General features: G+C 60.0%; 22 protein-coding genes and 3 pseudogenes. 18 read left to right on the forward strand and 7 right to left on the reverse strand.

What is annotated here, in order from left to right:
• Positions 1-179: 179 nt before the first annotated feature.
• The gene (locus J2R76_RS34160; RefSeq protein ID WP_076829462.1) at positions 180-1,574 is read right to left on the reverse strand and encodes a carbohydrate porin; all 1,395 of its coding nucleotides are present in this window, start codon (positions 1,572-1,574) and stop codon (positions 180-182) included.
• Positions 1,575-1,811: 237 nt separating this feature from the next.
• Between J2R76_RS34160 and J2R76_RS34165 the strand changes: the two genes are divergently transcribed.
• From J2R76_RS34165 to J2R76_RS34180, 4 genes are all read left to right on the forward strand, one after another.
• Positions 1,812-2,039 (forward strand): hypothetical protein, encoded by a 228-nt coding sequence (locus J2R76_RS34165; RefSeq protein WP_076829459.1) that lies wholly within the window; start codon positions 1,812-1,814, stop codon positions 2,037-2,039.
• Between the two features lie 505 nt (positions 2,040-2,544).
• The gene (locus J2R76_RS34170) at positions 2,545-2,772 is read left to right on the forward strand and encodes a hypothetical protein (protein ID WP_233475235.1); all 228 of its coding nucleotides are present in this window, start codon (positions 2,545-2,547) and stop codon (positions 2,770-2,772) included.
• 72 nt (positions 2,773-2,844) lie between these two features.
• Positions 2,845-3,000, forward strand: a complete 156-nt coding sequence (locus J2R76_RS34175) for a hypothetical protein (RefSeq protein ID WP_194295374.1) — start codon at positions 2,845-2,847, stop codon at positions 2,998-3,000.
• A 267-nt stretch (positions 3,001-3,267) separates the two neighbouring features.
• Positions 3,268-3,471, forward strand: a complete 204-nt coding sequence (locus J2R76_RS34180; protein ID WP_253625468.1) for a hypothetical protein — start codon at positions 3,268-3,270, stop codon at positions 3,469-3,471.
• A 271-nt stretch (positions 3,472-3,742) separates the two neighbouring features.
• Here J2R76_RS34180 and J2R76_RS34185 read toward each other — a convergent pair whose 3' ends face one another.
• Positions 3,743-5,011 (reverse strand): DUF892 family protein, encoded by a 1,269-nt coding sequence (locus J2R76_RS34185; RefSeq protein ID WP_076829453.1) that lies wholly within the window; start codon positions 5,009-5,011, stop codon positions 3,743-3,745.
• A 798-nt stretch (positions 5,012-5,809) separates the two neighbouring features.
• Between J2R76_RS34185 and J2R76_RS34195 the strand changes: the two genes are divergently transcribed.
• From J2R76_RS34195 to J2R76_RS40725, 7 genes and pseudogenes are all read left to right on the forward strand, one after another.
• Positions 5,810-6,415 carry a cupin domain-containing protein gene (locus J2R76_RS34195; protein WP_076829536.1) on the forward strand — a complete coding sequence of 202 codons (606 nt, stop codon included), beginning with the start codon at positions 5,810-5,812 and terminating at the stop codon, positions 6,413-6,415.
• A complete protein-coding gene (locus tag J2R76_RS34200) occupies positions 6,412-6,759 on the forward strand; it encodes a DUF3147 family protein (protein WP_076829450.1) in 348 nt (115 codons plus the stop codon). Before J2R76_RS34195 ends, J2R76_RS34200 begins: the two co-directional genes overlap by 4 nt.
• Positions 6,756-7,232, forward strand: a complete 477-nt coding sequence (locus J2R76_RS34205) for a DUF3147 family protein (protein ID WP_076829448.1) — start codon at positions 6,756-6,758, stop codon at positions 7,230-7,232. Before J2R76_RS34200 ends, J2R76_RS34205 begins: the two co-directional genes overlap by 4 nt.
• 306 nt (positions 7,233-7,538) lie before the next feature.
• A pseudogene (locus J2R76_RS34210) lies at positions 7,539-8,608 on the forward strand (ROK family protein).
• 381 nt (positions 8,609-8,989) lie between these two features.
• On the forward strand, positions 8,990-9,151 hold the full coding sequence (locus tag J2R76_RS34215) for a DUF2934 domain-containing protein (RefSeq protein ID WP_253625469.1): 162 nt from the start codon (positions 8,990-8,992) through the stop codon (positions 9,149-9,151).
• 22 nt (positions 9,152-9,173) lie between these two features.
• Positions 9,174-9,728 (forward strand): hypothetical protein, encoded by a 555-nt coding sequence (locus tag J2R76_RS34220; protein ID WP_076829445.1) that lies wholly within the window; start codon positions 9,174-9,176, stop codon positions 9,726-9,728.
• Positions 9,729-10,475: 747 nt separating this feature from the next.
• Positions 10,476-10,601 carry a hypothetical protein gene (locus J2R76_RS40725; RefSeq protein ID WP_256521279.1) on the forward strand — a complete coding sequence of 42 codons (126 nt, stop codon included), beginning with the start codon at positions 10,476-10,478 and terminating at the stop codon, positions 10,599-10,601.
• A gap of 146 nt (positions 10,602-10,747) precedes the next feature.
• Here J2R76_RS40725 and J2R76_RS34225 read toward each other — a convergent pair whose 3' ends face one another.
• From J2R76_RS34225 to J2R76_RS34240, 4 genes and pseudogenes are all read right to left on the reverse strand, one after another.
• The gene (locus J2R76_RS34225; RefSeq protein WP_076829442.1) at positions 10,748-11,308 is read right to left on the reverse strand and encodes a DUF4142 domain-containing protein; all 561 of its coding nucleotides are present in this window, start codon (positions 11,306-11,308) and stop codon (positions 10,748-10,750) included.
• A gap of 487 nt (positions 11,309-11,795) precedes the next feature.
• Positions 11,796-11,993, reverse strand: a pseudogene (locus J2R76_RS34230) (DUF6496 domain-containing protein); the annotation flags it as partial.
• Between the two features lie 457 nt (positions 11,994-12,450).
• Positions 12,451-12,912, reverse strand: coding sequence for an inorganic diphosphatase (locus J2R76_RS34235; protein WP_246786723.1), 462 nt, complete (start codon positions 12,910-12,912; stop codon positions 12,451-12,453).
• 124 nt (positions 12,913-13,036) lie between these two features.
• Positions 13,037-13,552, reverse strand: a complete 516-nt coding sequence (locus J2R76_RS34240; protein ID WP_076829434.1) for a ferritin-like domain-containing protein — start codon at positions 13,550-13,552, stop codon at positions 13,037-13,039.
• 167 nt (positions 13,553-13,719) lie between these two features.
• Here J2R76_RS34240 and J2R76_RS34245 point away from each other — a divergent pair, with 167 nt between their 5' ends.
• From J2R76_RS34245 to J2R76_RS34275, 7 genes and pseudogenes are all read left to right on the forward strand, one after another.
• Entirely contained in the window at positions 13,720-15,225 is a 1,506-nt protein-coding gene (locus tag J2R76_RS34245; protein WP_076829533.1) for an FAD-dependent oxidoreductase, read from the forward strand.
• 142 nt (positions 15,226-15,367) lie between these two features.
• Entirely contained in the window at positions 15,368-16,486 is a 1,119-nt protein-coding gene (locus J2R76_RS34250) for an FAD-binding oxidoreductase (protein ID WP_076829431.1), read from the forward strand.
• Positions 16,487-16,831: 345 nt separating this feature from the next.
• Positions 16,832-17,101, forward strand: a complete 270-nt coding sequence (locus J2R76_RS34255) for a hypothetical protein (RefSeq protein WP_253625470.1) — start codon at positions 16,832-16,834, stop codon at positions 17,099-17,101.
• A gap of 497 nt (positions 17,102-17,598) precedes the next feature.
• Positions 17,599-18,569 (forward strand): annotated as a pseudogene (locus J2R76_RS34260) (ATP-dependent DNA ligase).
• Positions 18,570-18,830: 261 nt separating this feature from the next.
• Entirely contained in the window at positions 18,831-21,356 is a 2,526-nt protein-coding gene (locus tag J2R76_RS34265; protein ID WP_141342595.1) for an excinuclease ABC subunit UvrA, read from the forward strand.
• Between the two features lie 53 nt (positions 21,357-21,409).
• Positions 21,410-21,730, forward strand: coding sequence for a hypothetical protein (locus J2R76_RS34270; protein WP_229158068.1), 321 nt, complete (start codon positions 21,410-21,412; stop codon positions 21,728-21,730).
• Positions 21,731-21,741: 11 nt separating this feature from the next.
• On the forward strand, positions 21,742-22,599 hold the full coding sequence (locus J2R76_RS34275) for a glucose 1-dehydrogenase (protein ID WP_141342592.1): 858 nt from the start codon (positions 21,742-21,744) through the stop codon (positions 22,597-22,599).
• A gap of 296 nt (positions 22,600-22,895) precedes the next feature.
• On the opposite strand, the gene J2R76_RS34280 is transcribed toward J2R76_RS34275, so the two are convergent.
• On the reverse strand, positions 22,896-23,141 hold the full coding sequence (locus J2R76_RS34280; protein ID WP_158074207.1) for a hypothetical protein: 246 nt from the start codon (positions 23,139-23,141) through the stop codon (positions 22,896-22,898).
• Positions 23,142-23,252: the final 111 nt, after the last annotated feature.

Raw genomic sequence — 23,252 nt, forward strand, 5'->3', positions numbered from 1 at the left:
AACATCTGAGCCTCGCCGGGCTCGATGTCGACGATTAGATTCACGTCCTTTTCCATGTGGGCGCCAATATTGCCAACGATGCGAACCGCGTCGATCGCATCCACGCTCTCGTGCGTTACGCCCTTTGGAGCCGTATGATCGTCTAGCTATTTTCGTCGATTAACGGCGGAATCTGCCTCCTAGAATTTCAAAGTCGTGCGCAGGCCGAAGACTGTTGCGTTCTTGAGCGCTCGGCCCGGGATCGGCCCCGCCGGGTCCGTTGCTCCGCCCCCGGGATGAATGATGTATTGGAAATTTGGCTGCAGGGTCCAGCCGTCCCGTAACTGATATTGATACACCGCCGTCAACAGTCCTTCGAAGCTGCGCACCGGCCATGTCGGACCAAAGAGTACGCGATAGTCGACGTCCAGTGCCTGAGCCCGCCTCGAGACGTGGGCGTAGCCAGCAGCGATGCCGAATTTGTCGTCTGGTCGTTTGTCGCTGAGGCCGATGAACTCGAGTCCGGCGTCAGCGTAGAGATCAATCAGATTGCGGTCCGCGGGAGCGCCGGAGATGCGAGCGAAAACGCCGATTCCCCGATCATCGCTTTTGGGCACGCGATAAATCTGCTGCTCGAAGACTGCCCATCCGCCGACATCGCCTGTCAACATCAGGGGAGTGCCGCTGCTGGCCGGCGCCGCAAGCGAAACGCCGTTGCTGGCGAGTTGAAGATCGGAGAATGGCCCGAGGTGACGCCACCCGCCGAACTTGATCTGGCCCGTCAGATTGGGATCGCCCTTCGTGTTGTTCCAGGAGTACTGGATTTGGCCCAGCAGAAGGGGCGGATCGTTAATCCGGAAGTTGACGCCATATCGGTTGCGTTGTTGTGGATCGCCTGGGCCCGGACCCGCCTGGTTGCCGTCGAAGACGCCGCCAAGAATGGATAGCTGATCCGTGATGTTGACCAGCAGCCGGGTGCCCATTGCCGCCAACGGCGGCGACGGACCGCCGCTGGGCAGGTCGAGAGATGTGATTGCCGGCCACCCCATCGATGCGTTGGTGAAGACATCTGTATATTTCGTGTTGAAGAACTCGCTATCGGCGGCGAGCTGCCCGAACTTCAGGGAGACCTTTTTGTTACCCCACTGCTTCTCGAAGTAGGCTTCGTAAAGTCGCGTCGACGGCAATGCCTCGATGCCGCTGACGACGAAGAGATTGTCGAGATAGTTGCGCGACAGTCCCGCACCGTGAATCTGGAACATATTGGCGTGGAAGGTAAGCTTGTCGATGCCGGCGAGCTTCTGCAGGTCGACATCGACGGCAAGGTTCAGCCGGCCTTCATAGATCGCTCCCTGCTTCAGCCCGCCGGAGAAATTTCCGAGCGTCTCGCCGATGTAGGTCGCGGCGAATTTGATCCCGTATTTTTGAAACGGGTTCGGCAGAAGTCCAAGCGTCTTCTCCTCGATGGTGCTCTCGCCGGTGTCCGGATCGGCAGGCTTGTCTTCGTCGGTCTTCTTGTCTTCCTGCGCGAAAGCGTGGGTGCCGGCGAGAAGCCCCGCAACAAGGACCGTCAGCGTCAGGCATCTAACGACCATGTTCAATCGAACCGCATAGCGAGGAGTCCGCAAGACAGGGGCACATTGGGACACGGTCGAATAGCAAACTCAAGAGGGCGCGCCCGTTGGCCGGTTCCGCCCAGGTGATTTTCCAAGCCCGTGATTTTTGCGGCAGCGCGAGAGGCGAGCCGGCTGAAAACGGCAACCCCGGGAGCAATCGGAACTTTGCCTTGACGCTGCCGTTCGTGAGTGGGGCCAGAAATGGAGGAGAGTGAGATGAATAAGCTGATCGTCTGCGGCGCCCTTGCCGCTTTTGTGCTCGGTGCGCAGGCTGCGAGCGCCGCCGAATTCTACATCGTGCGCGATGCCGCGACTAAGAAATGCACGGTCGTCGACACAAAGCCGACAACTACCACCACGACGGTCGTTGGCGACGGCGTCTATAAGACCAAGACGGAAGCCGAATCCGCCGTGAAGACCACCAAGGTCTGCACCGAACAGTGATGATCCGTCGGCCATGGTTCGGGCCGGTCGGAAGGACAAGGAGGATGAACGATGCCTGTATTTCTGTTGTGGGCCGTTCCCGCCGTCACCGTGATCGGCGGCGCCGGCTATTGGCTGATTCACATACACTGATCAAACTACGATGATCACGAAGCGGCCCGTCCGGTCATGTCAGGCGAGTCGCTTTTCTGCCGGGCCGGCGCCCTTTTCGGACGGGCAGCGGACGAAGCCAGGCAACCACGCCAACCGCCGTACGTTGACCCTCGAATGGGGCGCAGCTACGGAGCCGCCGATGATCGAAACCGATACCCTTTTGGTGAAGTGCCCCAACTGCGGCGCTTGGCCTATGGCGGCGGGCCCGGACGCCCCCTATTCCCATCAGGACGTTCGGCTGAGATGCGCCAAGTGCGGCCATGGCGAGGATGGCCGGCTGCGACGCTCCACGTCCGTCGAACGCCCCCCACAGCAGCCGCATGCCGTTTGAATCATGAAGATACGCGCGCACTTGCAAAGCCACATCGTCGAGCTCGATGACGGCTCGAGATGGCAGATCTTTCCGGGCGATCTCGACTTGACGCTGAACTGGGAGCCCGAGACGGACCTGATGGTTCTCGATGCAGACGACGAAGTTGCGTCTCATGTCCTGGTCGGTAGTGGCGCAAAGGTGCGCGCGAGGCCCGTGGGCGACAGCTGGCCTGCGACGCAAGTCAAGGACGCGCTGAAGGGCGGTTGAGCGCTTTTTTGCAACCCGCCGGTTGGAAGACGAGTTTGGCTCGCGGAGGCGCAGGGATGCCGACGCCTGGCGTTGTCGATCAGCGATCTGGATACTGTCGAGCGGCTAAATGCGCTGGGCGATCCTGCTCCGGAAGAGCGTGACGAAATCGAGAAGCTGCTCGCGAAGATCGACACCGCGCTGAGCTTGCTCGAGCCGCGACATGTTGCCGGACCGAGCAGCGAATGAACCGGCGCTGCCGCCAGTCAGCGCGCGGCAAGCTGACAAAGCGATCTCGGACGATGATCGTCTCCGTGTGGCGCAGGGCTGGCTAGGCCTACTCCGGAGACGCCCGCAGTCGGAGCAAGAGGCGTTCGAAGCTAGAAGCAAAGCCGAGGGCACAGGGCAGCCCGACTCGGAGGCCTCGAACTAGCGATAATTGGTGAACAATTTCCGAGAGGAACGCGCCTTCTGTCCAAAATTAACAGAGCATCGCTAATGGCAGTGGAGCAACGCATGCAAAAGCGGCGTCGTTTCAAACAAGAGCATTCTCTAGAAGTGCGGTTGACAGAAGAGGCCAAGAGCCTGCGCGACGAAGCCAGCGGGCTTCCACCAGGTATCGAGAAAGAAGAGCTGTTGAAGAAGGCCCGACAGGCTGAGACTGGCGCTCACATGAGCGAGTGGCTCCCCTCCCAAACTCCAGCCGTCCACCTAGCTTGACCTACGTCAACGTGGCTTTAGCTGCTGGCCTGAGAGTTCGCGTTGATTTGGCTGCGGATGTCGTAGAGGCCGCCTCAGTTGGCGGCCTCTTTCATCCTGGATCCAATTCATATGTTGGCCGAAAATCCGGCGAAGTGCCATCATATTGGGATACTGAATACCCAAAAGATGACCGAGGTATTGGCGCAGCGCTCTCATTCCGGTATCTGACAGGAACTGCTGGTCTTGCGGTCCTTCGGGCCCTGAGCACTTGCGGCCCCGCCAGCCGGCGTTATTCGGCCTGTTCGATCGCGGCTGGCATTTTGGCTACCGACATCAGAGATCGAGCGACTTGGTTTAGCAACTGATCAGAATTCTCCTCCTCCGCAAGTGACTTCGACAACAGCGCGACGACTGCACTGTGGCGTAGCTGCTGGGCGAGATTCTTCGCCGTGGTGTAAGCCGAGATTTCATAGTGCTCCACACGCTGTGCAGCTCCGATTAAGGCGAGGTCCGCGGCCGCGTCTTCCTTTTCCTCTCCTTCAGCCATGATTTCCTGGCCTTCCTCGATAAGCCCCATCATGCCCTTGCAAGGCTTCGCTCGGACGGTCTTGCCGAGCAACTCGAAGCATTCATTGATGCGCTCCACCTGGTTTTCGGTCTCGACGAGATGTTGCTCAAACAGCTCTCGCAACTGATCGAAGCGAGCTGCCTCGGCCATCTTCGGAAGCGTCTTGGTGAGTTGCTTTTCGGCATGCAGGATGTCGCGGAGCTCATCGATCAACAAGTCGCCAAGCCCGGCTTGGTCTTCTGGCGGCGAACTTTCCGCGACGATCGCGGCGGACGTGCCGGGGTCAGCCTGGATCGCTGGCGATTCCGTGAAGACCCAGCCATTGCCCTCGTTCCACGGACCGCGGGCGTCGATCTCGCCGTGGTCGCCGGCCCCGGTGGAGTCGTTGAAGAACTGGTCGACCAGTCCCGGTGTCGGGGCGATGCGGCCGATGCTGAAAGCGGGCTTGGCCATGCTCTCGAGCGCCAGCGCGAACGCTCTCATGTGTGTGATTTCCCGAGTCATCAGGAACTGCAGCGCGTCCTTGGTACCGGCGTCGTCGCAGAAATTGATTAGGCGTTCATAGACGATCTTGGCCCGCGCTTCGGCGGCGATGTTGCTGCGCAGATCGACGTCGAGCTCGCCCGTTATCTTCAGGTAGTCGGCCGTCCACGCATTGCCCTGGGAATTGAACAGGTTCACGCCGCCGCCACCAGCAATCGCAATCAGGGGATCGGCTTCGGCGGCCTGGCGATCGAACTTCGCCGGCTTGAGGTGCATCCGGGCGAGTGTCCCCACGACTTCGAGGTGACTCAGTTCCTCGGTGCCAATATCCATCAGCAGGTCCTTGCGATCCGGATCCTCGCAGTTGAGCCCCTGTATTGAATATTGCATCGCGGCAGCGAGTTCGCCGTTGGCACCACCGAACTGTTCAAGAAGCATGTTGCCAAAACGAGGGTCTGGTTCATCGACGCGGACAGTGAACATCAGCTTCTTGACATGGTGGTACATCGAAAGGCCTTGCAATGAGAGGGGAGATCATCCCGAACGGAAGCCAGGATCGTTTGTTCCTATCGGACGGAGGATTCCTGCCCGGACGCCGAACCGCCGACTTTCCTTGTTTGGAAAGCCGGGGGAGGACCTCGACGGCACGTTGAGCGTTGGGGAGGTACTTACCTTTCCGATCGTTGAGACATGTTCAAGATCGCTAGCTTGTCAGCAAGGCGCCTTGGCCGCAGTCCAAGCTTTCCGGTGAATGTTAGACCGACCAGAGCGGATGTCGCGGTGGCACATTCAATCGCCCGCAGCACTGCGCCGGCCCCGGAGCAGGTGGCCCGCGCCCAGACCTGGGGCGCAGATGAGAAGCTTCTTCTGGTCCTGACAGCCGTCGGCCGGCTTGCCTCGCGCGGTTGTGGGGTGCCGCTGCGGCGCGCAGGAAACCATGCTCTGCCAGTGACGGTCACTGCGTCGCTGCTGCCCCATGATTTAAAACTCGTATTCGACCAAACTCGGCCGGATCGTCCGACGGTGATTGGGCATATGCATGGCGTCCCGCTTTCCGGCAAACGAAAAGATGCGTTTCCCTCAGGCCACGCGCTGCACATGGACTGGCACCGGCGGCCAGCGGGTTGCCGGCTGGTCCCCGGCGGGCGATCCGCGCGATTGCGGTCGGGCTGTCGCTCACTCGCATTGCGATCCTGGCGCATTGGGCGAGCGATGTCGTTGCCGGCTTCGCACTCGGGGCGATTCTCGAACGGGTCCTCCGGCTTTGGACCGGCTACTCGAACGGAATTTCAAAGGAGGATGATCATGCCGACTCTTGAAGACCTGAAGGGATACATGGAGCGCGCAACCGGTCTGAAGCGCCCCGGCAAGCGGAAGGCTGTGGATCTCGCGCGAGCGCGAAAGCCTGTTACGGTTCGCTTTAAGGACGACGGTCTCATTCCAAATCACCCGCGATGGCCGCTTATACTGTATCGAAACGCGGTCGCTTTCGACGAGGGCCTGGACGCCGCAGCCGTGATCGAGGACCTATTTGAAGCGAACGGATGGGGAGATAGCTGGCGGGATGGCATCTACGATTACGTGCATTATCACTCCAGGATCCATGAGGTGCTCGGCATCGCGCGCGGCAAGGGCCGCGTTCGGTTCGGCGGCAACAAAGGGAAGATCTTCACCCTGAAGGCTGGGGACATCGCGGTTCTTCCCGCCGGCACAGGCCATCAGTGCCTTTCCGCGGGCGATGAGTTCCTCGTCATCGGGGCATACCCGCCGACCGGTACATACGACGAGTGCACGAGCGTCGAAGACCGTCAGCGGGCGCTGAAAGCCATTCCGAAAGTTTCGGTGCCGCGTAAGGATCCGGTCTATGGGGCCGGCGGGCCGCTCTCGAAGCTCTGGAAGAAAGCGAAATGACCGAGTACGTCATCCGCTTCGTCCTCGGGGGCGCCGTCGTATCGGCCTTCGCAATGCTGGGAGATCTCCTGCGTCCAAAGAGCTTCGCCGGCCTGTTCGGAGCAGCACCCTCGGTCGCGCTCGCGACGCTTGGGATCGCGGTGTATCAGCACGGGGTCAATTACGCCGCCTTGCAAGCTCAGGCGATGATTGCGGGAGCTGTTGCGCTCGCCATCTACGGTGTCGTCGCCTGCCATCTGCTTGTCCGCGCAAAGCTGCGAGCGGTGACGGCGACCTTGCTGTCACTCGTCATTTGGCTGGTCGCCGCTTTCGGGCTGCTGGTTTTCGCTGGAGGTCAGACGTGAGCCCCATCCGCTTTTCAACGTCATCTCTCAAGGAAGGCCGCTGGTACGAATATCTGATTCGCTTCGTGCTTGGCGGCGCTGCGACCGTCTATACCGGCCTCATCAGCAGTCGCTATGGAGCAGTCATCGGTGGCGTTTTTCTTGCCCTTCCAGCCATATTCTGCGCGAGCGCAACGCTGATTGAGAAGCATGAAATTCGCCGCAAGCGCGAAGCGGGTCTCGCCGGCAAGCGCCGCGGGCAAATGGCGGCCGCCGTCGATGCCGCTGGCGCTGCGCTCGGCGCGCTGGGCATGCTGGCCTTCGCGGTTGGTTTCTCGATGCTAATCCCACGCGGCAACATCCCCGCCGTCTTCGTCGGCGCCTCCCTCGCCTGGTTGACTATCGCGGTAGCGGCTTGGTACGTGCGCCGGAAAATGAGATCGACGCGGACCGTGAAAGAGCCCAGCGGCTCCACGAATTCGCGAACGCGATAGACGGGCTGGCGATCTTTTCTTCATTAGTTCGCAATGAGGAAGTTTGATCTCGTCATGGCCGAGCTACCTTCCGGGCATTCATATCGGCACCGTCACCCGCCCAGATATTGATTTCCCAGCAGTACACGGGCTGACGCGACTCCTGTTGAGGCACTTGAGGTCCTATTGGGGCATTTGAGGGCCGGCGAAATGCAGCACGGTTCGTCCCAAGATCGTGCACAAGGGAGACCAGAGGAACTGCGGTTATCGGCGCGGGTTGAATGCAAAGCAGTCCAGTTGCTGCCCGCGGCTTGTGCAAGGTTTAGAATGGCCGACGATACGACCAAGACCACCGGCATAGCCGCACACGGCGCCTCTCGCCTCCCGTGGGTCGAGATCGACAGTTTCAACCTCGAACTTAAAGATGAGGACGAATTCCTGGGGGACCGTGCCAGCAAGGGCGCCTTCCGGGAAACTCTCGAAAAATGGCGAAAGCCGCTGCGCAAATTTGGCGAAGATCCCTTCGGGAAGGAGCTTTCCGAAGATATCAGCAAAAAGGAGCTCGACGCCGTCCTTGGCGGCGACGATCCCGAAGCCTCCGTTGTCGTCCACAGCGCCATCGAGGACTTTGCACAGGAGCTCGCCCGCGTAACGCGGCAGTTCCTAAAAGCCAAGGCCCGGGAAAAAACCGAGCGCATCGTAGTGGGCGGCGGTTTTCGGGACAGCCGCCTCGGCGAACTCGCCATCGCCCGGGCCGACATCCTCCTGAAGGCGGACAACTATAAGGTCGAGATGCTCCCGATCCATTCTCATCCGGACGACGCCGGCCTTATCGGCGCGCTATATCTCGCTCCATCCTGGATATTCGAAGCGCACGACTCCATCCTTGCCGTGGACATCGGAGGCACGAACATCCGCTGCGGCGTCGTGGAAACGCGACGCAAGAAGGCGCCGAACCTCTCCAAGGCGTGCGTGTGGCAGTTCGAGCTATGGCGTCATGCCGACGACGAGCCGTCGCGTGAGAACGCTGTGAGGCGCCTTGTCAAGATGCTCAAAGAACTGATCGCGAAGGCGGAAGACGAGGGATTCAAGCTCGCGCCATTCATCGGCATCGCATGCCCAGGCGTTATCAAGAGCGACGGCTCGATCGAGAAGGGCGCGCAGAACTTGCCCGGCAACTGGGAGAGCAGCAAGTTCAATGTACCCGCAAGTCTCGTCCAGGCGATCCCGCAGATCGGGGAGAACGACACCGCGGTCATCATGCACAACGATGGGGTCGTGCAGGGACTTTCTGAGTCCCCTTCATGCAAGACGTGAAGCGTTGGGGCGTGCTGACGATCGGCACCGGTCTCGGCAACGCCCGCTTTACCAACCGCAATGGCAAAGGCGAACGCTGAGGTTATGGGAAGAAGGTGGCTCGATATCCGGTAAAATGAGGGCCGATCGTTGGCTGGGTTGTGAAACGCGTTTTTGGGGGAGACCAAGATCGGCATCTCAGGAGGCAGCTGAAATTTCCTTCCTGAACTGGCATAGGCGGCGGTCACCACCGCGATTTCGTTCGGCCAAGGGCGACTTTTTGCCGCTCATAGGGCAAGGTTTCAACGGAGGAACCTCGCTGACTTCGCGGGTTTATCACCGGAAGGAGGGATCGCGCTAGCGAGTGGAAATGACTGCTGTGATAGCGGCGGCCGAGCGTGTCGCTGCCGACTAACCGTCGAAGAGGCCGTGATTAGCGGAAACCCAGCCCACGATCCCTACAGAGTTGAAGGAGGCACGTGGTGACCCAACCGACCGAAAAGGAAATCGAGAAGCGCGCCTACGAGATATGGGAGCGGAGCGGCAAGCCCGAAGGCAGGGAGGAAGAATTCTGGCGGTTGGCGGAGCAGGAGTTGCGAAACGAGGACAAGTCATCTCCCCTCCGCACTCCAGATAGCATGTAAGCAGAGAAGAAGCGCTAACCGGATGTCTCATTCCGCAGCAGCCGAAACTGTATTGCTGTACTTTGTGCTGCCCCTTTGGTTATTGGCGGGGTTTGCTGATTATCTTTGCCATCGCGCATCTCGGATTGAGACGACAAGCGGCTATAAGGAAACCCTACTTCATCTGTTGATGTTGATCGAACTTGCGATACCATTGCTGGCGGCGATTTTTTTTGAAATCAACGCTCTTATTATTGCGGCTATGATCGTGGGCTTTGTTACGCACCAGCTGACAGCCCTCTGGGATACAACATTCGCCAGCCATAAGCGGAACATCACGCCCATCGAACAGCAGGTCCATAGTTTTCTCGAGCTGATGCCTCTCATGGCGATGGTGATCGTCATCATCTTAAACTGGCCGCAATTCCTCAGCCTTTGGGGACTGGGTTCTGGGCCCGCACGTTACGAACTCGCCCTGAAGCGAGAGCCATTACCATGGACGTATGTGGCGGCGTTTCTATTCGCGGTCCTGCTGTTTGAAGTCCTTCCCTATATGGAGGAATTCGTTCGAGGCTTACGGTCGCGGAAGAGGGCTTAGCTCCGAACGCGGAGCACCATCAATGAAGGTTGCCGTCATCGGAGCGACAGGACTTTTAAGGTCCGCTATTGTGGCTGGCTTTCCTCGCACGGCCATTCGGTCCTTTCGATGAGTAGAATCGCCGACATTAGGTGTCCTGGCACGATCTCAACGAGGCGCGGATTGTATCTTCACAACCACCGCTGTCGTTGCACAGCCCGTCAACAGGCTCGCTGCTTGTGCTGCACGTCGGTTACTCCTTCTGGGAAGGATGGATCGTGGTCGATGGTGCTGTATCTCTCGTCTCACCGAATCTGCTGGCTGTGGTTTGCCTTCGGCATTCCAGTGTTCATGGCGGTGGCCGCTATACTCTGGCTGATGATAGCTAAACCTTAACTTGAGGTGTTTTGAAGCGTGATGGCAGTGCCGAGCTCGCCAGGATGCTCCGCTCGCGGTGGCATGCCAGCTTGCAGTAGTTGCCGGGGAGCGAGCAGGCCTCCGGGATGGTCGAGCGGATAGGAGGGGATACCTGTTAGGCCGCCAAAGCGCCCGTTGCTCAGGCGCGCCTCCGTAATTGGCCAAGAACTCTGCGTGCGAGATGAATATACGCAATCGCTCTGGATGAATGTCCCGGTGGTCGAAGTTGCTAGCCTGTCGGGATCCGACCGGGCGGACGTGGTCGTGGTCGGTTCTGGCATTGCTGGGCTGCCGGTGGCGTGGAGCTTGCAAGCCGTGGGCGCTCCGTGATCGTGCTGGATCGACACCGCCATGACGGCGCGCACGACCGCGCATCTCGCCACAGCGCTGGACGACTATTCCAAGGAGCTCGTGGGCGCGCGCGGCGAGGAATGTGCGCCTTACTACCAAAGCGTCATGACCGCGATTGACCGCTGAAGCTATCCTGGAACTCGAAAACGTCGACTGCGATTTCTGCCGGGTCGACGGAATCTGGGTGCATTGCCGAATCCCAGACCGGGCGGCCAACCGCCAGCGGCAGCAAAAGGGGAAAGGAGCCGCCTCGCAACGGCTCCGTCCTTCCGCTATTTCTTGCCCTCGCCGACCGTAGGCGCGGGCTTCTTGTCGAGATCCTGCGCCATCTCAAGATGATGCTTAAGCACCGGCAGGGTTTTGCCGGCCCAATTCTTCAGATCCGCGTTATCGCCGCCCTTGGCATAGCGCTCGAACAGGTCGACGGCATCCTTATGAGCGCTGACCTGCATCGAATTGAACTCCGAGCTGAAGTCGTTACCGTTGGCACCCTTCAGCTTGTCGAGCTTGCTTTGGTGCGATGAATCGAGAGCGCTGGGCAATTCGGCTTTCACCTTGCCACTGGTGACAAGTCCCTTCAGCTCGGTGCTGGTTTTGGTGTGGTCCGTTACCATCTGGGAAGCGAAAGTTTTCTCCGCTGCATTTCCCTTCTGCTGTGCGAGCTTGTTAGACTCGATTTCAAACATGTCCGATATCGCGACCTGCTTGACAAAATCCACCGTCGAGGGGCTGACCCCGAGCACGGAATTGACCCCGGTCTTTTCGCTGACGGATTGCGCCATGACCGGTGTCGCCAGCAAAATGCACGCGATTGCTATTATAGTGCGTCTCATGTGTATCTCCATCAGTTTGCGGTCTTGCAATTGACGCCCTTGCGAGGCGTTAGTTGAGCTTAGTCGCGGTCTGCTCGTCGAATTTGGCGGCGAGGGATCGAACGATATCGTGTGGCTGAGCTTTCCATCCAGGCGATCAAGACGTCGTAGTGGCGACCGGCCGCAACAGGAGACCCGCCAGATAGCAGCGGCCTCAAGTAATCGGTCTTGCGGCATCTTCGACCGCTCGGGCGGTGGAACGATCCCGTGACCAAACGAGCCTGTTGCGGGTGTAGACCTCCTTGCGGTTGAGGCGGAACTGGACGCAGTAGCCGTCGCATTTGCGCTTTTCGCTGATTCCCGCCCCGTTCTTGGCCAAGCTATCGTCAAAGGCGAGGTGGTGGTTGGCCTACGCACTACCCTGAAGTTTTAAGCCGAGTGCCGGTAAACGTGGCGGAGGTATACGCGTCACTACGCAGCGACCTGTACATCGGCTCCATTACTTCTTTTTCTTGGGGACTTTCTTGCCTTTTTTGCGGGCCTTGGAAAGTCCGATCGCGATCGCCTGCTTCTTGCTTTTTACCTTGCCGCCCTTTCCGCCACGGCCACTTTTGGCCGTCCCCTTCTTGTACCGTCGCATCTCGCTCTTGACGTCCGAGCCCGAGCTCTTCGAGTAGCGACGCTTCTTCTTGGCTTTTTTTGCCATGGGTTCTTCACTTTCCACTAAAAGACGCTGCTAGTTGAACTGCCAGAAGCATGACTTCCGCGCTGTCGGCTTTCCCATCCACCGCATCGACAATCTAGATGGCGCTGGCAAGTTCCAACGCACCATTCCGAGCATCCGTTAGAGGATATACCGAATGCGGTGTCCTCATAGGAACGCTGTCAGATGTTTCACGCTTGATAGGTTGGAGAACCTCGATCGATGCGCCGCACCAGAATTCGGCTCAAGCACCAGCCATCCGACCAAGCCGGCCGACGCGGTTGGCGGCTTAGCACCGAGGAAGATGAAGAAGGTATCGAGGATTGGATGGTCGGCGGAGGCGACAGCCCGTCAGCTTGAACGGCAAATACTCCCGGAAATTGTTGCTGCATCAACCAAGGGATCAGGGTAGCCACACGATGGTTCGTCCCAAGGGTTCACCTCCTATTTCGAGCCCGATTCAGCGGGCCAGCCGTTTGATGGTCTTGGCCGCACGGCTGGGACCATGCCAGCCGAGAAACTTCAGCTCCTTGTTCTCCAGCGCATTCGTTGCTCGAAAGAACTGTTCGAGGTCATCGCGTGCATGGGTGGGAAGATCGCGGATATCCTTGAGATCAGTTTCGAGCGGTGATCTATCAGGCACCGCAAACACCCGATCGTTGCGCTCCGTCTTGCCCTTTTTCTTCTGTTCGACTTCGAGAATGCCGATGGGACGGCAGCGCAGCACGACGCCCGGATAGGTCTGCGCGTCATGCAAGATCAGCACATCCAGCGGATCGCCATCCTCGGCCTTGGTCGAGGGAATGAACCCCCAGTCGTAGGGATAGGTCAGGCCGGCCATCAGTGGCTTCGCCAAGGCAAAAACGCCAAGCTTCGGATCGAAATCGAGCTTGCACGAACTGCCGCGCGGCGTCTCGACCACGGCGAAGATGTTGTTATGGTCGGCCCAACTCGGTAGTTTTGTCAGATTGGTCATGGCGGACGACTCGGGCCTCGAAAGGAGCAGCGGGCCCGACGGAAATCGATCCGCCGAGCCCTGCCGGGAATCAGGCGGAGGTGGAGGCCTTCTTGTTGACGCCCTTGCGCAACGCAACCGTATTGAGCTTGGCGTTCGCGGCCTTCTCTTCGTTTAGGTTCGTGGTAAGGAAGCGCACGATATCGTCGTGGCCGAGCTCCTCCGCCCAGGCGATCAAGGTGCCGTAGCGGCATATCTCGTAGTGCTCGACGGCCTGCGCGTTGGCGACGAGCGCCGCATCCAGCACCGTCTTGTCCTCGATCTCGCCGGCCGTCTCGTCGGCTTCCTTGATGATCCCGTCGATGGCTGGGCATTGCGTGCCGCTTGGCGATTGGCCGAGTTTCTCGAACACCTTTTCGAGACGCTCGATCTGCTTGTTGGTCTCCTCGAGATGGCTCTTGAGGCCCGTGGCCAGATCCCGGTTGTTGGCTTTGTCGATCATTTTCGGCAGGGCCTTGGTGATCTGCTGCTCGGCATAATAGATGTCCTGCAAGCCATGCAGCAGAAGATCATCCATCGTCTTGATGTCTTTGGTGAATAGTCCCATGACGCCGCTCCTCGCTCCTAAAGCGGGGGGAACGCATGCTCGCCGTGCTGGTTCCTGGGCGTGAACGCCGCAGCCGGCCGGGAAGATTATGATGGTGGGGGCGCCTCGTGCGTCCGCAGGAACTCGCGCAAACAGGCCGCGTTTTGCCTCTTTGGGTGGAGTTCAACATGGTCAGCACCTCGCTCTGGATGGAGACCGAAATCCTGCCGGAGGCGGGTGCCCTCAAAGGCGATGTGCAATGCGATGTCGCCGTGGTTGGTTCGGGCATCGCCGGACTGTCGACGGCGTACGAATTGATGAAGCGCGGCCGCTCGGTCATCGTCATCGACCGCAAGGGTATCGCAAGCGGCATGACGGCGCGCACTTCGGCGCATCTTGCGCCGCTCTGCGATGATTTGATGAGCGAATTCAGGAAGCTGCGCCGCGCCGAGGCCGCCAAGCTGTTCTACGAAAGTCAGGCCGCCGCCGTGGATCGCGTCGAGGAAATCCAGACAAGCGAGAAAATTGCCTGCGACTTTCTCCGTCTTGACGGTTATCTTTTTCAAGGCAATGGCATGCCGGCCGACATATTCGATGAGGAGCTGGAAGCGGTGCGCGAGGTCGGCGCACCGGTGCACCGGCTGGTCGGCGTGCCGCTCAAGGGCTGCGAGAGCCGGCACGTCTTGCGCTATCCGCGCCAGGCAAAATTCCATCCCCTCAAATATCTCGCCGGACTTGCTGCCGCTTGCGCAAGCGGCAGCGTCCGTTTCTTTGCCAACAGCCCGGTCGAGGAAGTCGCCGAACATGACGGCGGCGTCACGCTGCGAACCTCACAGGGGCAGATCACGGCCGCGCATGCTGTCATCGCGACCAACGCATCAATCGCCGACCGCTTTCAACTGCATACCAAGGTTGCTCCTTACCGCACTTACGTGCTCGCCTTTGCCATCGCGCGGGGCGAACTGCCCGACGCGCTCTATTGGGACACCGAAGATCCCTACCATTATGTGCGGTTGCAAACGGGCCCCGAGGAGGTTGATTTCGTGCTGGTCGGCGGCGAAGACCATAAAAGCGGTGAGGCCAACGATGCCGACCAGCGCTTTGCTCGGCTGGAGAACTGGGCGCGTGAATTGATCCCGGCTTTGGACCGCCTAACCCATCGCTGGTCGGGTCAGGTTCTCGACACGATCGACTATGCCGGCTTCATCGGCCGCGAGCCCGGCAGCCAGCGCATTTACCTTGCAATGGGCGATTCAGGCCAGGGCCTGACCCATGGTGTGATGGGCGCGATGCTGAACACAGCCCTCATTCTGGGCGAAGATCATCCGTGGAAGTCCGTCTATGCGCCGGATCGCAAGCCGCTCGCAGCGGCGCGGAATTTCCTGCGCGAGAACATGACGATCCTGCAAAACCTCGCGGAATATGTGGCGCCGGGTGAAATCGCTTCGCTCGAAGAGCTTCAGCCGGGTGAGGGCGCCATTCTGCGGCGGGGACTCGAAAAGATCGCAGCCTACAAGGACAAGGCTGGCGAACTGCATCTTCATTCGGCCAGTTGCACGCATATTGGCTGTCATCTGCACTGGAACAGCTTCGAGAGCTGCTGGGATTGTCCGTGCCACGGTTCGATCTTTGCGCCCAACGGACGGCCGATCAATGCTCCGGCCGTGTCGGCTTTGCGCCCGGTAAAGGTCTAGCGAGATCCGGTCAAGGCTCAGGGAGCGTTCCATCTTCAAGGACGAGGACATCGAGCAGGGCGATCTGCGTAGCCCGCGCACACCGTGGGCCGTCCTACGGCCGCTGCCAATTGAGCCGATCGTTGACAGCTTTCGGTGCGAGGTGTTGATCATCGGCGCCGGCATCACCGGTGCGCTGATGGCCGAGCGCCTGACACGGCAAGGCCGCCAGGTGGTCGTCATCGATCGCGAGCTTCCCAGTCTCGGCAGCACGGTGGCCAGCACCGCCATGCTGCTCTGGGAAATCGACCGGCCGCTGTTCGAACTCGCGCAGCTCTATGGTTTCGAGAAGGCCGTTCGCTGCTATCGGGCCAGCCACCATGCCGCGCAAGGCCTGCCGTCCCTGGTTAGGCAGCATGGAATTGCCTGCCAGATGCGACGGCGTCTCTCGCTCTATCTCGTCGTCGATGACAGTCCGAACCTTGTTCAGGATGAATATGCGCTGAGGAGCCGCGCCGATCTGCCGTCCCTCTATCTCGATCACGCCGCGCTGCTGAAGCGCTTCGGCATCGCGCGGGCGGGCGCCCTTTTGTCAAGGGACGCGGCTGATGCCGATCCTGTGCTGCTCACACATGGCCTGCTTGATATCTCCCTGCAACGCGGTGCCCGCCTTCTCAAGGCCAACGCGGTTGCCTACGACAGCACGGCCCAGAGAGTCACCGTCGGCCTTGAGAACGGACTTTCGATCGAGGCGCGCCAGGTTGTGCTCGCGACCGGCTATGTGATGCCGGATATTGTGCGGCCCACGGCGCAGCAACCAGCTTCCAGCTGGGTCATCGCGAGCCGGCGGCAGCCAGGCCATCTGTGGCCCGAACAGGCGCTCATCTGGGAAGCGAGCCGGAACTATCACTATGCGCGGACCACCGCTGATGGCCGCATCATCCTTGGTGGCGAAGATGACCGTACGCTCATCGAGCCTGACGCTCGTGATGACGCCACGCCTGCCAAGGTGAGGGCGCTCAAAGATTATCTGAAGGCGCTTTGGCCGCATGCATCGGAAGATGTGGCGTTCGGCTGGTCGGGCGCCTTCGATACCACCCATGACGGCTTGCCGTTGATCGGCAGGGTGCCCGGCTCCAAGAATATCTTCGCCGCCTTTGGCTATGGCGGCAACGGCATTACCTTCAGCTTCCTCGCGGCGGAACTTCTGGCGGCGATGCTTGCCGGAGGTTCTTCGCCCCTGTTCGATGATCTTGCGATTGATCGCGATATTCCCGGCTAACGACGCGCGATCAGGCAGCCCAGCATGAAGGCGACGAGCACCGAGGGCAGCGGAGCCTCTCGCACCACATCACGCAGAAATGCGAGCACCTGGCCCGGCGGCTGCCCTTCTTTCCTTTGCCGCACCGTGCGGGCGGTCTCACGCCTTCCGAAACGTCTGTGCTGGATTGCGCTTCATCGCTCCGCGCCGCACCTGATCCGCCATTCCCTGCTCCTTCAATCTGGGCAATGGACCGGCGGCGGAACCGTTCCTACTGCGAACGCTGTGGCCGTACGCGGTGCTCTAGCAACGAAGGGGACCCGAGGCCGTTCTGGAAGGACCGACAACGATCGATCAAGAATGGTCATGGCTAAAGATCCGCCGGAGCCTAAACGAGACGGCAAAGGGGCCCACATCTCGGGCTCTCGCAAGCCTGCGCGGGAAGTTCAGGAGCCCTTCACCATCCGCCCGCCGGAAACCGATCACGGCTCGATGCCCAATCTGAAATGGTCGTTCGCTGACAGTCACGTCAGGATCGAAAAGAGCGGGTGGACCCGCGAGACGACGATCCGAGAACTGCCGATCGCAAAGGACGTGTCAGGAGTCAACATGAGACTGGAGGCAGGGGGCGTCTGAACTGCATTGGCACAAACAAGCCGAATGGTCGTACATGCTTCGAGGCAAGGCGCGGATCACCGCGGTCGACGAGGCCGGCTCGAACATTCGCGGACGATGTTTCTATTTTCGGCGGGAATCCCGCACTCGATCCAAGGAATCAACAGCGACGTGAAGGGTGCGAGTTTCTGCTCGTCTTCGACGATGGTGCGTTCTCGGAAGAAAACACTTTCCTACTAACCGACTGGCTCGCCCACACGCCGCGTTCGCGATGGGCACTACATCGACAACACGGGAGACCGCCCGCTGCGGTTTCTGGAGATGTCAGGTCGAACCGGTATGTCGACATCTCGCTTAACCAATGGCTTCCCCGCGCGCTCGTCGAAGCGCATTTGAAAGTTACGGGTGACGTCCTGGCGCGGCTCCTGACCGCCAAAGTGGCGCGCACGATAGTATTCCCGCGACCAATCATCGAGCAGGAGGTCGAAATGCCGCCGCGTGGTGTCCGTATGGAGGCGATGGAGGCACGTTCTGTCGATGCCATTCCAGTCGGAAAGGAGTGGCAATATGAACCCAAATGGGACGGATTTCGTTGCCTGCTGGCGCGGGACCGGGACGCGGTGTCCATGCGCTCGAAGTCCGGCCGGGATCTCGCCCGATACTTCCCGGAGATCGTCGCCGCAGCCCGCGATTTGCGCGAGCAGAGGCTTGTGCTTGACGGCGAGCTCGTCGTCGAGATTGGCGGGCAATTTTCGTTCAATGACCTCCTGCAGCGCATCCATCCGGCCGCTAGCCGCGTTCAGAAGCTGTCCCGGGACACGCCGGCCCTATTTCTCGCTTTCGATCTGCTGGAGCTGGGCGACAAAAAGTTGGCCGACCAACCGTTGTCCCGACGGCGACTTCAGTTGGAAAAGCTTGCTGGCCGCAGTTTTTCGAGCGCGCCGCTATTTCGGCTATCGCCGGCCAGCACGAAGTTCGGGGATGCCGAGCGGTGGCTGCAGTCGGCCGGCGGCGGAAGTGACGGCGTGGTCGCGAAGCGGCTCGATCTTCCGTACCAGACCGGGAAGCGCGAGGGCATGCAGAAGATCAAGCGATATCGCTGCGCTGATTGCGTCATTGGAGGCTTTCGCTACGGCGAGAAGCTGCAGGCCGGCCGCAAAGCTGTCGCCTCATTGCTGCTGGGGCTTTACGATGCAGATTAGATGGCCTCCTGCACCACGTCGGCTTTTCGTCAGCCATCAAGGCAAAGGACAAGCCGGCGCTGACCGAAAGACTCGAGATGATTGCGGCGACCAAAAGCTTCACTGGCAACGCGCCAGGCGGACCAAGCCGATGGTCGACGAGACGGTCGTCCGAATGGCAGGCGGTGAAGCCGAAATACGTTGTCGAAGTGTCCTACGATCACTTCACCGGTGGCCGCTTTCGGCACGGCACGACCATCCTTAGATGGAGGTCCGACAAGAAGGCGAACCAGTGCACCAACAGATGAAGCAAAAGATCGCGCGGGACCTCATGAGGGCGATCGAGCCAGCCTGACGGATACTTGGGTCGACGCAGATGTGAATCGTATTGGCGCCAGGTGGCCCCAGCCGTAGCACATCTCTCTTGGCCATTCTTCGGTCGTCTCAAGGACTTTGCCGTATCAGACGCAACAAGGGTGTTCCTTCATGGTTCCTTCGTTAACGCGCCCCGGGCGACTCGACCGGGTGCCCTCGGGAACCACGAGATGCAGCCGGGCTTTTACCTCTCGATGTTCGAGAAAGCCGATAGAAGTGAAGAACTGACTTCCGCGATTGCCGACGGTTTCGTCCGCGTCCGCGGAGCGCGGGAGCATAACCTCCGGAACGTTTCGCTGGACATCCCGCGCAATGAGCTCGTGGTCTTCACAGGCGTGTCCGGATCCGGCAAGTCCTCCTTAGCGTTTGGGACGTTATACGCGGAGGCTCAACGTCGTTATCTCGAATCCGTATCACCTTACGCACGTCGGCTATTCCATCAGATGCAGGTGCCCGACGTCGACGCAGTCGAAGGATTGCCGCCAGCCGTCGCTCTTCAGCAGCAGCGCGGATCGCCGACAACCAGGTCGTCGGTGGGAAGCGTCACGACGCTCTCCAACCTCTTGCGCATACTGTATTCGCGGGCGGGCACATATCTACGCGGGCAGGCCTTGCTTTACGCGGAGTCCTTCTCGCCCAACACGCCGGAAGGCGCCTGTCCGAACTGTCACGGCATCGGGCGAATTCATCAGGTCGTCGAACGAAGTCTGGTACCCGACGACACTTTGACGATCCGTGAGCGCGCCATTGCGGCCTGGCCTTCGGCTTGGCAGGGCCAGAATCTCCGGGACATTCTCGTCACCTTGGGGTATGACGTCGATAGGCCGTGGCGCGAGCTTTCGAAGAAAGATCGTGACTGGATTCTCTTCACGGACGAGCAGCCAACCGTACCGGTGTATGCGGGATACACGCCAGCCGAGACGCGAAAAGCCCTGAAGCGCAAGGAGGAGCCCAGCTATATGGGCACCTTCACCGGCGCCCGCCGGTACGTGCTTCAGACATATGCCACCACGCAGAGCGTCATGATGAAGCGGCGTGTAGCGCAGTTTCTGTCGAGCGATGATTGCCCGGTCTGCGGTGGGAAGCGGCTAAAAGCAGAAGCACTTTCGGTCAAATTCGCAGGAATGGACATTGCCGAGATGTCTCGCCTGCCGTTGGCCAAGCTCGACGAGCTTATCAAACCGTATATTGATGGAAGCAAGAAAGACGGTACCGACGATCATCCCGAAAAGGCGCTTGTTGTTCAGAGAATCGTCGAGGATCTCGTCGGGCGTCTCGAAGTTCTGCTTGAGCTAGGCCTCGGTTATCTCACCTTAGAGCGCAGCACGCCGACGTTATCGCCGGGCGAACTGCAGCGTCTGCGTCTCGCGACGCAGGTCCGATCGAACCTGTTCGGGGTCGTCTACGTACTGGACGAGCCCTCCGCTGGCCTGCACCCGGCAGACACTCAGGCGCTCTTGCGGGCACTCGGGCGCCTGAAGGCATCGGGAAATTCGCTCTTTGTCGTTGAACACGAGCTCGATGTGGTGCGCGAGGCCGACTGGATCGTCGACGTTGGGCCCGCTGCCGGGGACCAGGGCGGTCGGATACTCTACAGCGGGCGCCTTGCCGGTTTGGCCAAAGTCGAGGCGTCCCAAACACGAAGGTATCTGTTCGAAGATGCCGCGAGGGCACCACGCAAGATCCGTCGGCCGAGCAGCTGGCTGAAGCTGCGGAACGTGACGCGGAATAACCTGAGCCGTCTCGATGCCGACCTCCCTCTCGGCGTCCTTACATGTGTGACCGGCGTGTCCGGCTCGGGCAAATCCACTCTCATCAGCCAGTTTCTCGTCGAGGCGATCGCGGAGAACCTAGGTCAGCAACGCAAATCCGATCTGGACGAAGCTGAGCTGCAGGAGACCGTGCGTACGCTGAGTGGGGAAATTACGGAAGGGTTGGATCGCGTTAAACGTCTCGTTGTGGTCGATCAGAAGCCGATCGGCCGGACCCCGCGGTCCAATTTGGCGACTTACACCGGCTTGCTCGATCACGTGCGTAAACTGTTCGCCGGGACGAAGCAGGCGCGTGCCAGGCGCTACGACGCGGGCAGATTTTCGTTCAATGTGGCCAGGGGCCGTTGCGAAACCTGCGAGGGCGAAGGGTATGTATGCGTAGAGCTGCTGTTCCTTCCGAGCGTCTATACTCCGTGTCCGACGTGCCGGGGCGCTCGCTATAACGCGAGAACGCTCGAGATCAAGATACGGGACAAGTCGATCGCCGATGTGCTGGCGATGACCGTCGACGCGGCTTTCGAGTTCTTTAAAGACGATGACGTTCTTTCGCGCTCTTTGGGCGTTCTGCGTGAGGTCGGGCTCGGTTACATTAGACTTGGCCAGTCGGCCACCGAACTTTCAGGAGGAGAGGCGCAACGCGTCAAACTCGCCACCGAGCTCCAGCGCGCCCATCGTGGCGGCACATTATATGTGCTCGACGAGCCGACGACGGGACTGCATCCGTCCGATGTCACAAAGCTCGGCAATCAACTGCAAGGGCTCGTCGAGGCTGGCAACACCGTCGTTCTGGTCGAGCATGATATGTCTGTTGCAGCGGAGAGCGACTGGATCGTAGAAGTCGGCCCTGGCGCTGGAAACGAAGGAGGCCGCATCGTGGCGTCCGGACGACCGGATCAAGTTGCTGCCTCCGGGAGCCGGACAGCAGAATATTTGAAGCGAGCGCTCTAACTAGTTCATCGAAGGCCGCCAGCCCCCATAGGAACACCGGGGGACGCAGTTGGTTGTTTGCCATCGCCTGCCCGAAAGAGACACGCATGGAAGGCATCCTCGTCGCCGAATTCGATACTCGCCGCGCGGCAGAACTCGCGGTCGAGCACGTTGTGCAGGAGTGCGGAGTCCAGAGAACCGACGTGGTGCAGCCGATGGGCGCCGACAATACATCCGGCGATCGACCCGCGCTCGCCGACGTGAAGGTAAAGCCGAAGCCGGGCGAGAAGCTTGAGGGCCCGATCGAAGTATCCGTCGACTTCCATGGCGACGATCCGAAGCGCGTCGCGGACGCGCTGAAATCCGTTGGTGCTAAGGCCGTCCGGACGAAGTAAAGGACAGAATCATGCCCGAATATCCCAAACCGCCGTTTCCCAGCCAGCGACAACCCATGCCAGGCTCGACGGGGAAGATGGACCCGCGCCCGGATCATGGCGAGACAAGCTATAAGGGCTCGGGACGGCTTCAAGGCAAGTGCGCCATTATTACTGGCGGCGACAGCGGCATCGGGCGCGCGGTCGCCATAGCCTTCGCCCGCGAGGGCGCCGACGTCCTGATCGCCTACCTTGACGAAAGCGACGATGCGAAAGAAGTCGCGGCGATCATTGAGAAGGAAGGGCGCAGGGCTGTCCTCGTCGAGGGCGACCTTCGCTCGGCCGACCATTGCCGCACCGTTGTCGACCGCGCCGTGCAGGAACTTGGCGGCGTCGACATTCTCGTCAATAATGCCGCGCATCAGGCGACCTTCGCCGACATCGGCGACATTAGCGACGAAGAATGGCGCATGACCTTCGAGGTGAACATCCATGCGATGTTTTACCTCGCCAAGGCCGCGGTCCCGCATATGAAGCCTGGAGGCGCCATCATTAACACGGCATCGGTAAATTCCGACATGCCGAACCCGATCCTGCTCGCCTACGCGACGACGAAGGGAGCGATCCAGAACTTTACGGGCGGCCTGGCCCAGATGCTGGCGGAGAATGGCATCCGGGTGAATGCCGTTGCGCCGGGTCCAATTTGGACCCCGCTCATTCCCTCGACGATGCCAGAGGAAGCCGTAAAGAACTTTGGCAAGCAAGTGCCGCTGAAGAGGGCTGGCCAGCCGGCTGAACTCGCCACAGCCTACGTGATGCTCGCCGACCCGCTATCCAGCTACACTTCGGGCACGACCGTCGCGGTGACCGGGGGCAAACCCTTCATCTGAGAAGTGGCTGGCATAAAGCATCCCGTGACGCCCGATGGCCGCTACTTCGTCGTGAAAGGGAAGCTTTGGCGTCTCAGCAATCCGGACGTTGAGCCGGGCGCCTCCATAGAGCTTACGCTTTAAGCGAGGGGGCAAGTTGGGCGATGCGCATCGATGGTCCTTCAGATAGGAAGCACCGCTCGGAGCAGTAAGATGATTGCAGCCGAACCGAGTTCGGCAATGCTCCGGCCTTGCGGTGCCGATCACCGCGCGCGTGCCCTCTATAGTGATGCGCTCGAGGAACTCTTGCCCACGCGTCAATGTTCGTCTTCGGAAAGCTGACTCAGATAGGCCAATCCGAAACTTGCGAGGTCTTCCGCATCGCCTTCGCGGCGATCCCAACTCCCATAGAGGTGACGCTCAAGCAGGCAACGACGCCTATCTGATGTATCAATCCCGGAGTGAGTGGCGCAGAAAACGCTCCAAGCGATATCGATCGCAGTCCGCAATGTGATTGCATTTGCCATTTCAAGCTCCGCGACGAAGGCATCATTGGCGTGCAATCCCTTTCCACGGCGAAGGTTGCATCTTTTTCCCAACCTTAAAGCTGGCACCGGGCGTATCGTAGGAACCTTGCTCTCCCGAAGACATTTGCCGTTAAGATCTTAAACGGA

This window comes from Bradyrhizobium sp. USDA 4532 (assembly GCF_024171315.1).
Classification (GTDB): Bacteria; Pseudomonadota; Alphaproteobacteria; order Rhizobiales; family Xanthobacteraceae; genus Bradyrhizobium; species Bradyrhizobium australafricanum.

What these genes read in the sequence shown, in the direction of transcription:
- J2R76_RS34160 (WP_076829462.1), bottom strand. Translation starts at nt 1,574, where the DNA reads ATGGTCGTTAGATGCCTGACGCTGACGGTCCTTGTTGCGGGGCTTCTC.
- J2R76_RS34165 (WP_076829459.1), top strand. Translation starts at nt 1,812, where the DNA reads ATGAATAAGCTGATCGTCTGCGGCGCCCTTGCCGCTTTTGTGCTCGGT.
- J2R76_RS34180 (WP_253625468.1), top strand. Translation starts at nt 3,268, where the DNA reads ATGCAAAAGCGGCGTCGTTTCAAACAAGAGCATTCTCTAGAAGTGCGG.
- J2R76_RS34185 (WP_076829453.1), bottom strand. Translation starts at nt 5,011, where the DNA reads ATGTACCACCATGTCAAGAAGCTGATGTTCACTGTCCGCGTCGATGAA.
- J2R76_RS34195 (WP_076829536.1), top strand. Translation starts at nt 5,810, where the DNA reads ATGCCGACTCTTGAAGACCTGAAGGGATACATGGAGCGCGCAACCGGT.
- J2R76_RS34200 (WP_076829450.1), top strand. Translation starts at nt 6,412, where the DNA reads ATGACCGAGTACGTCATCCGCTTCGTCCTCGGGGGCGCCGTCGTATCG.
- J2R76_RS34220 (WP_076829445.1), top strand. Translation starts at nt 9,174, where the DNA reads ATGTCTCATTCCGCAGCAGCCGAAACTGTATTGCTGTACTTTGTGCTG.
- J2R76_RS40725 (WP_256521279.1), top strand. Translation starts at nt 10,476, where the DNA reads ATGACGGCGCGCACGACCGCGCATCTCGCCACAGCGCTGGACGACTAT.
- J2R76_RS34225 (WP_076829442.1), bottom strand. Translation starts at nt 11,308, where the DNA reads ATGAGACGCACTATAATAGCAATCGCGTGCATTTTGCTGGCGACACCG.
- J2R76_RS34240 (WP_076829434.1), bottom strand. Translation starts at nt 13,552, where the DNA reads ATGGGACTATTCACCAAAGACATCAAGACGATGGATGATCTTCTGCTG.
- J2R76_RS34245 (WP_076829533.1), top strand. Translation starts at nt 13,720, where the DNA reads ATGGTCAGCACCTCGCTCTGGATGGAGACCGAAATCCTGCCGGAGGCG.
- J2R76_RS34255 (WP_253625470.1), top strand. Translation starts at nt 16,832, where the DNA reads ATGGCTAAAGATCCGCCGGAGCCTAAACGAGACGGCAAAGGGGCCCAC.
- J2R76_RS34265 (WP_141342595.1), top strand. Translation starts at nt 18,831, where the DNA reads ATGTTCGAGAAAGCCGATAGAAGTGAAGAACTGACTTCCGCGATTGCC.
- J2R76_RS34275 (WP_141342592.1), top strand. Translation starts at nt 21,742, where the DNA reads ATGCCCGAATATCCCAAACCGCCGTTTCCCAGCCAGCGACAACCCATG.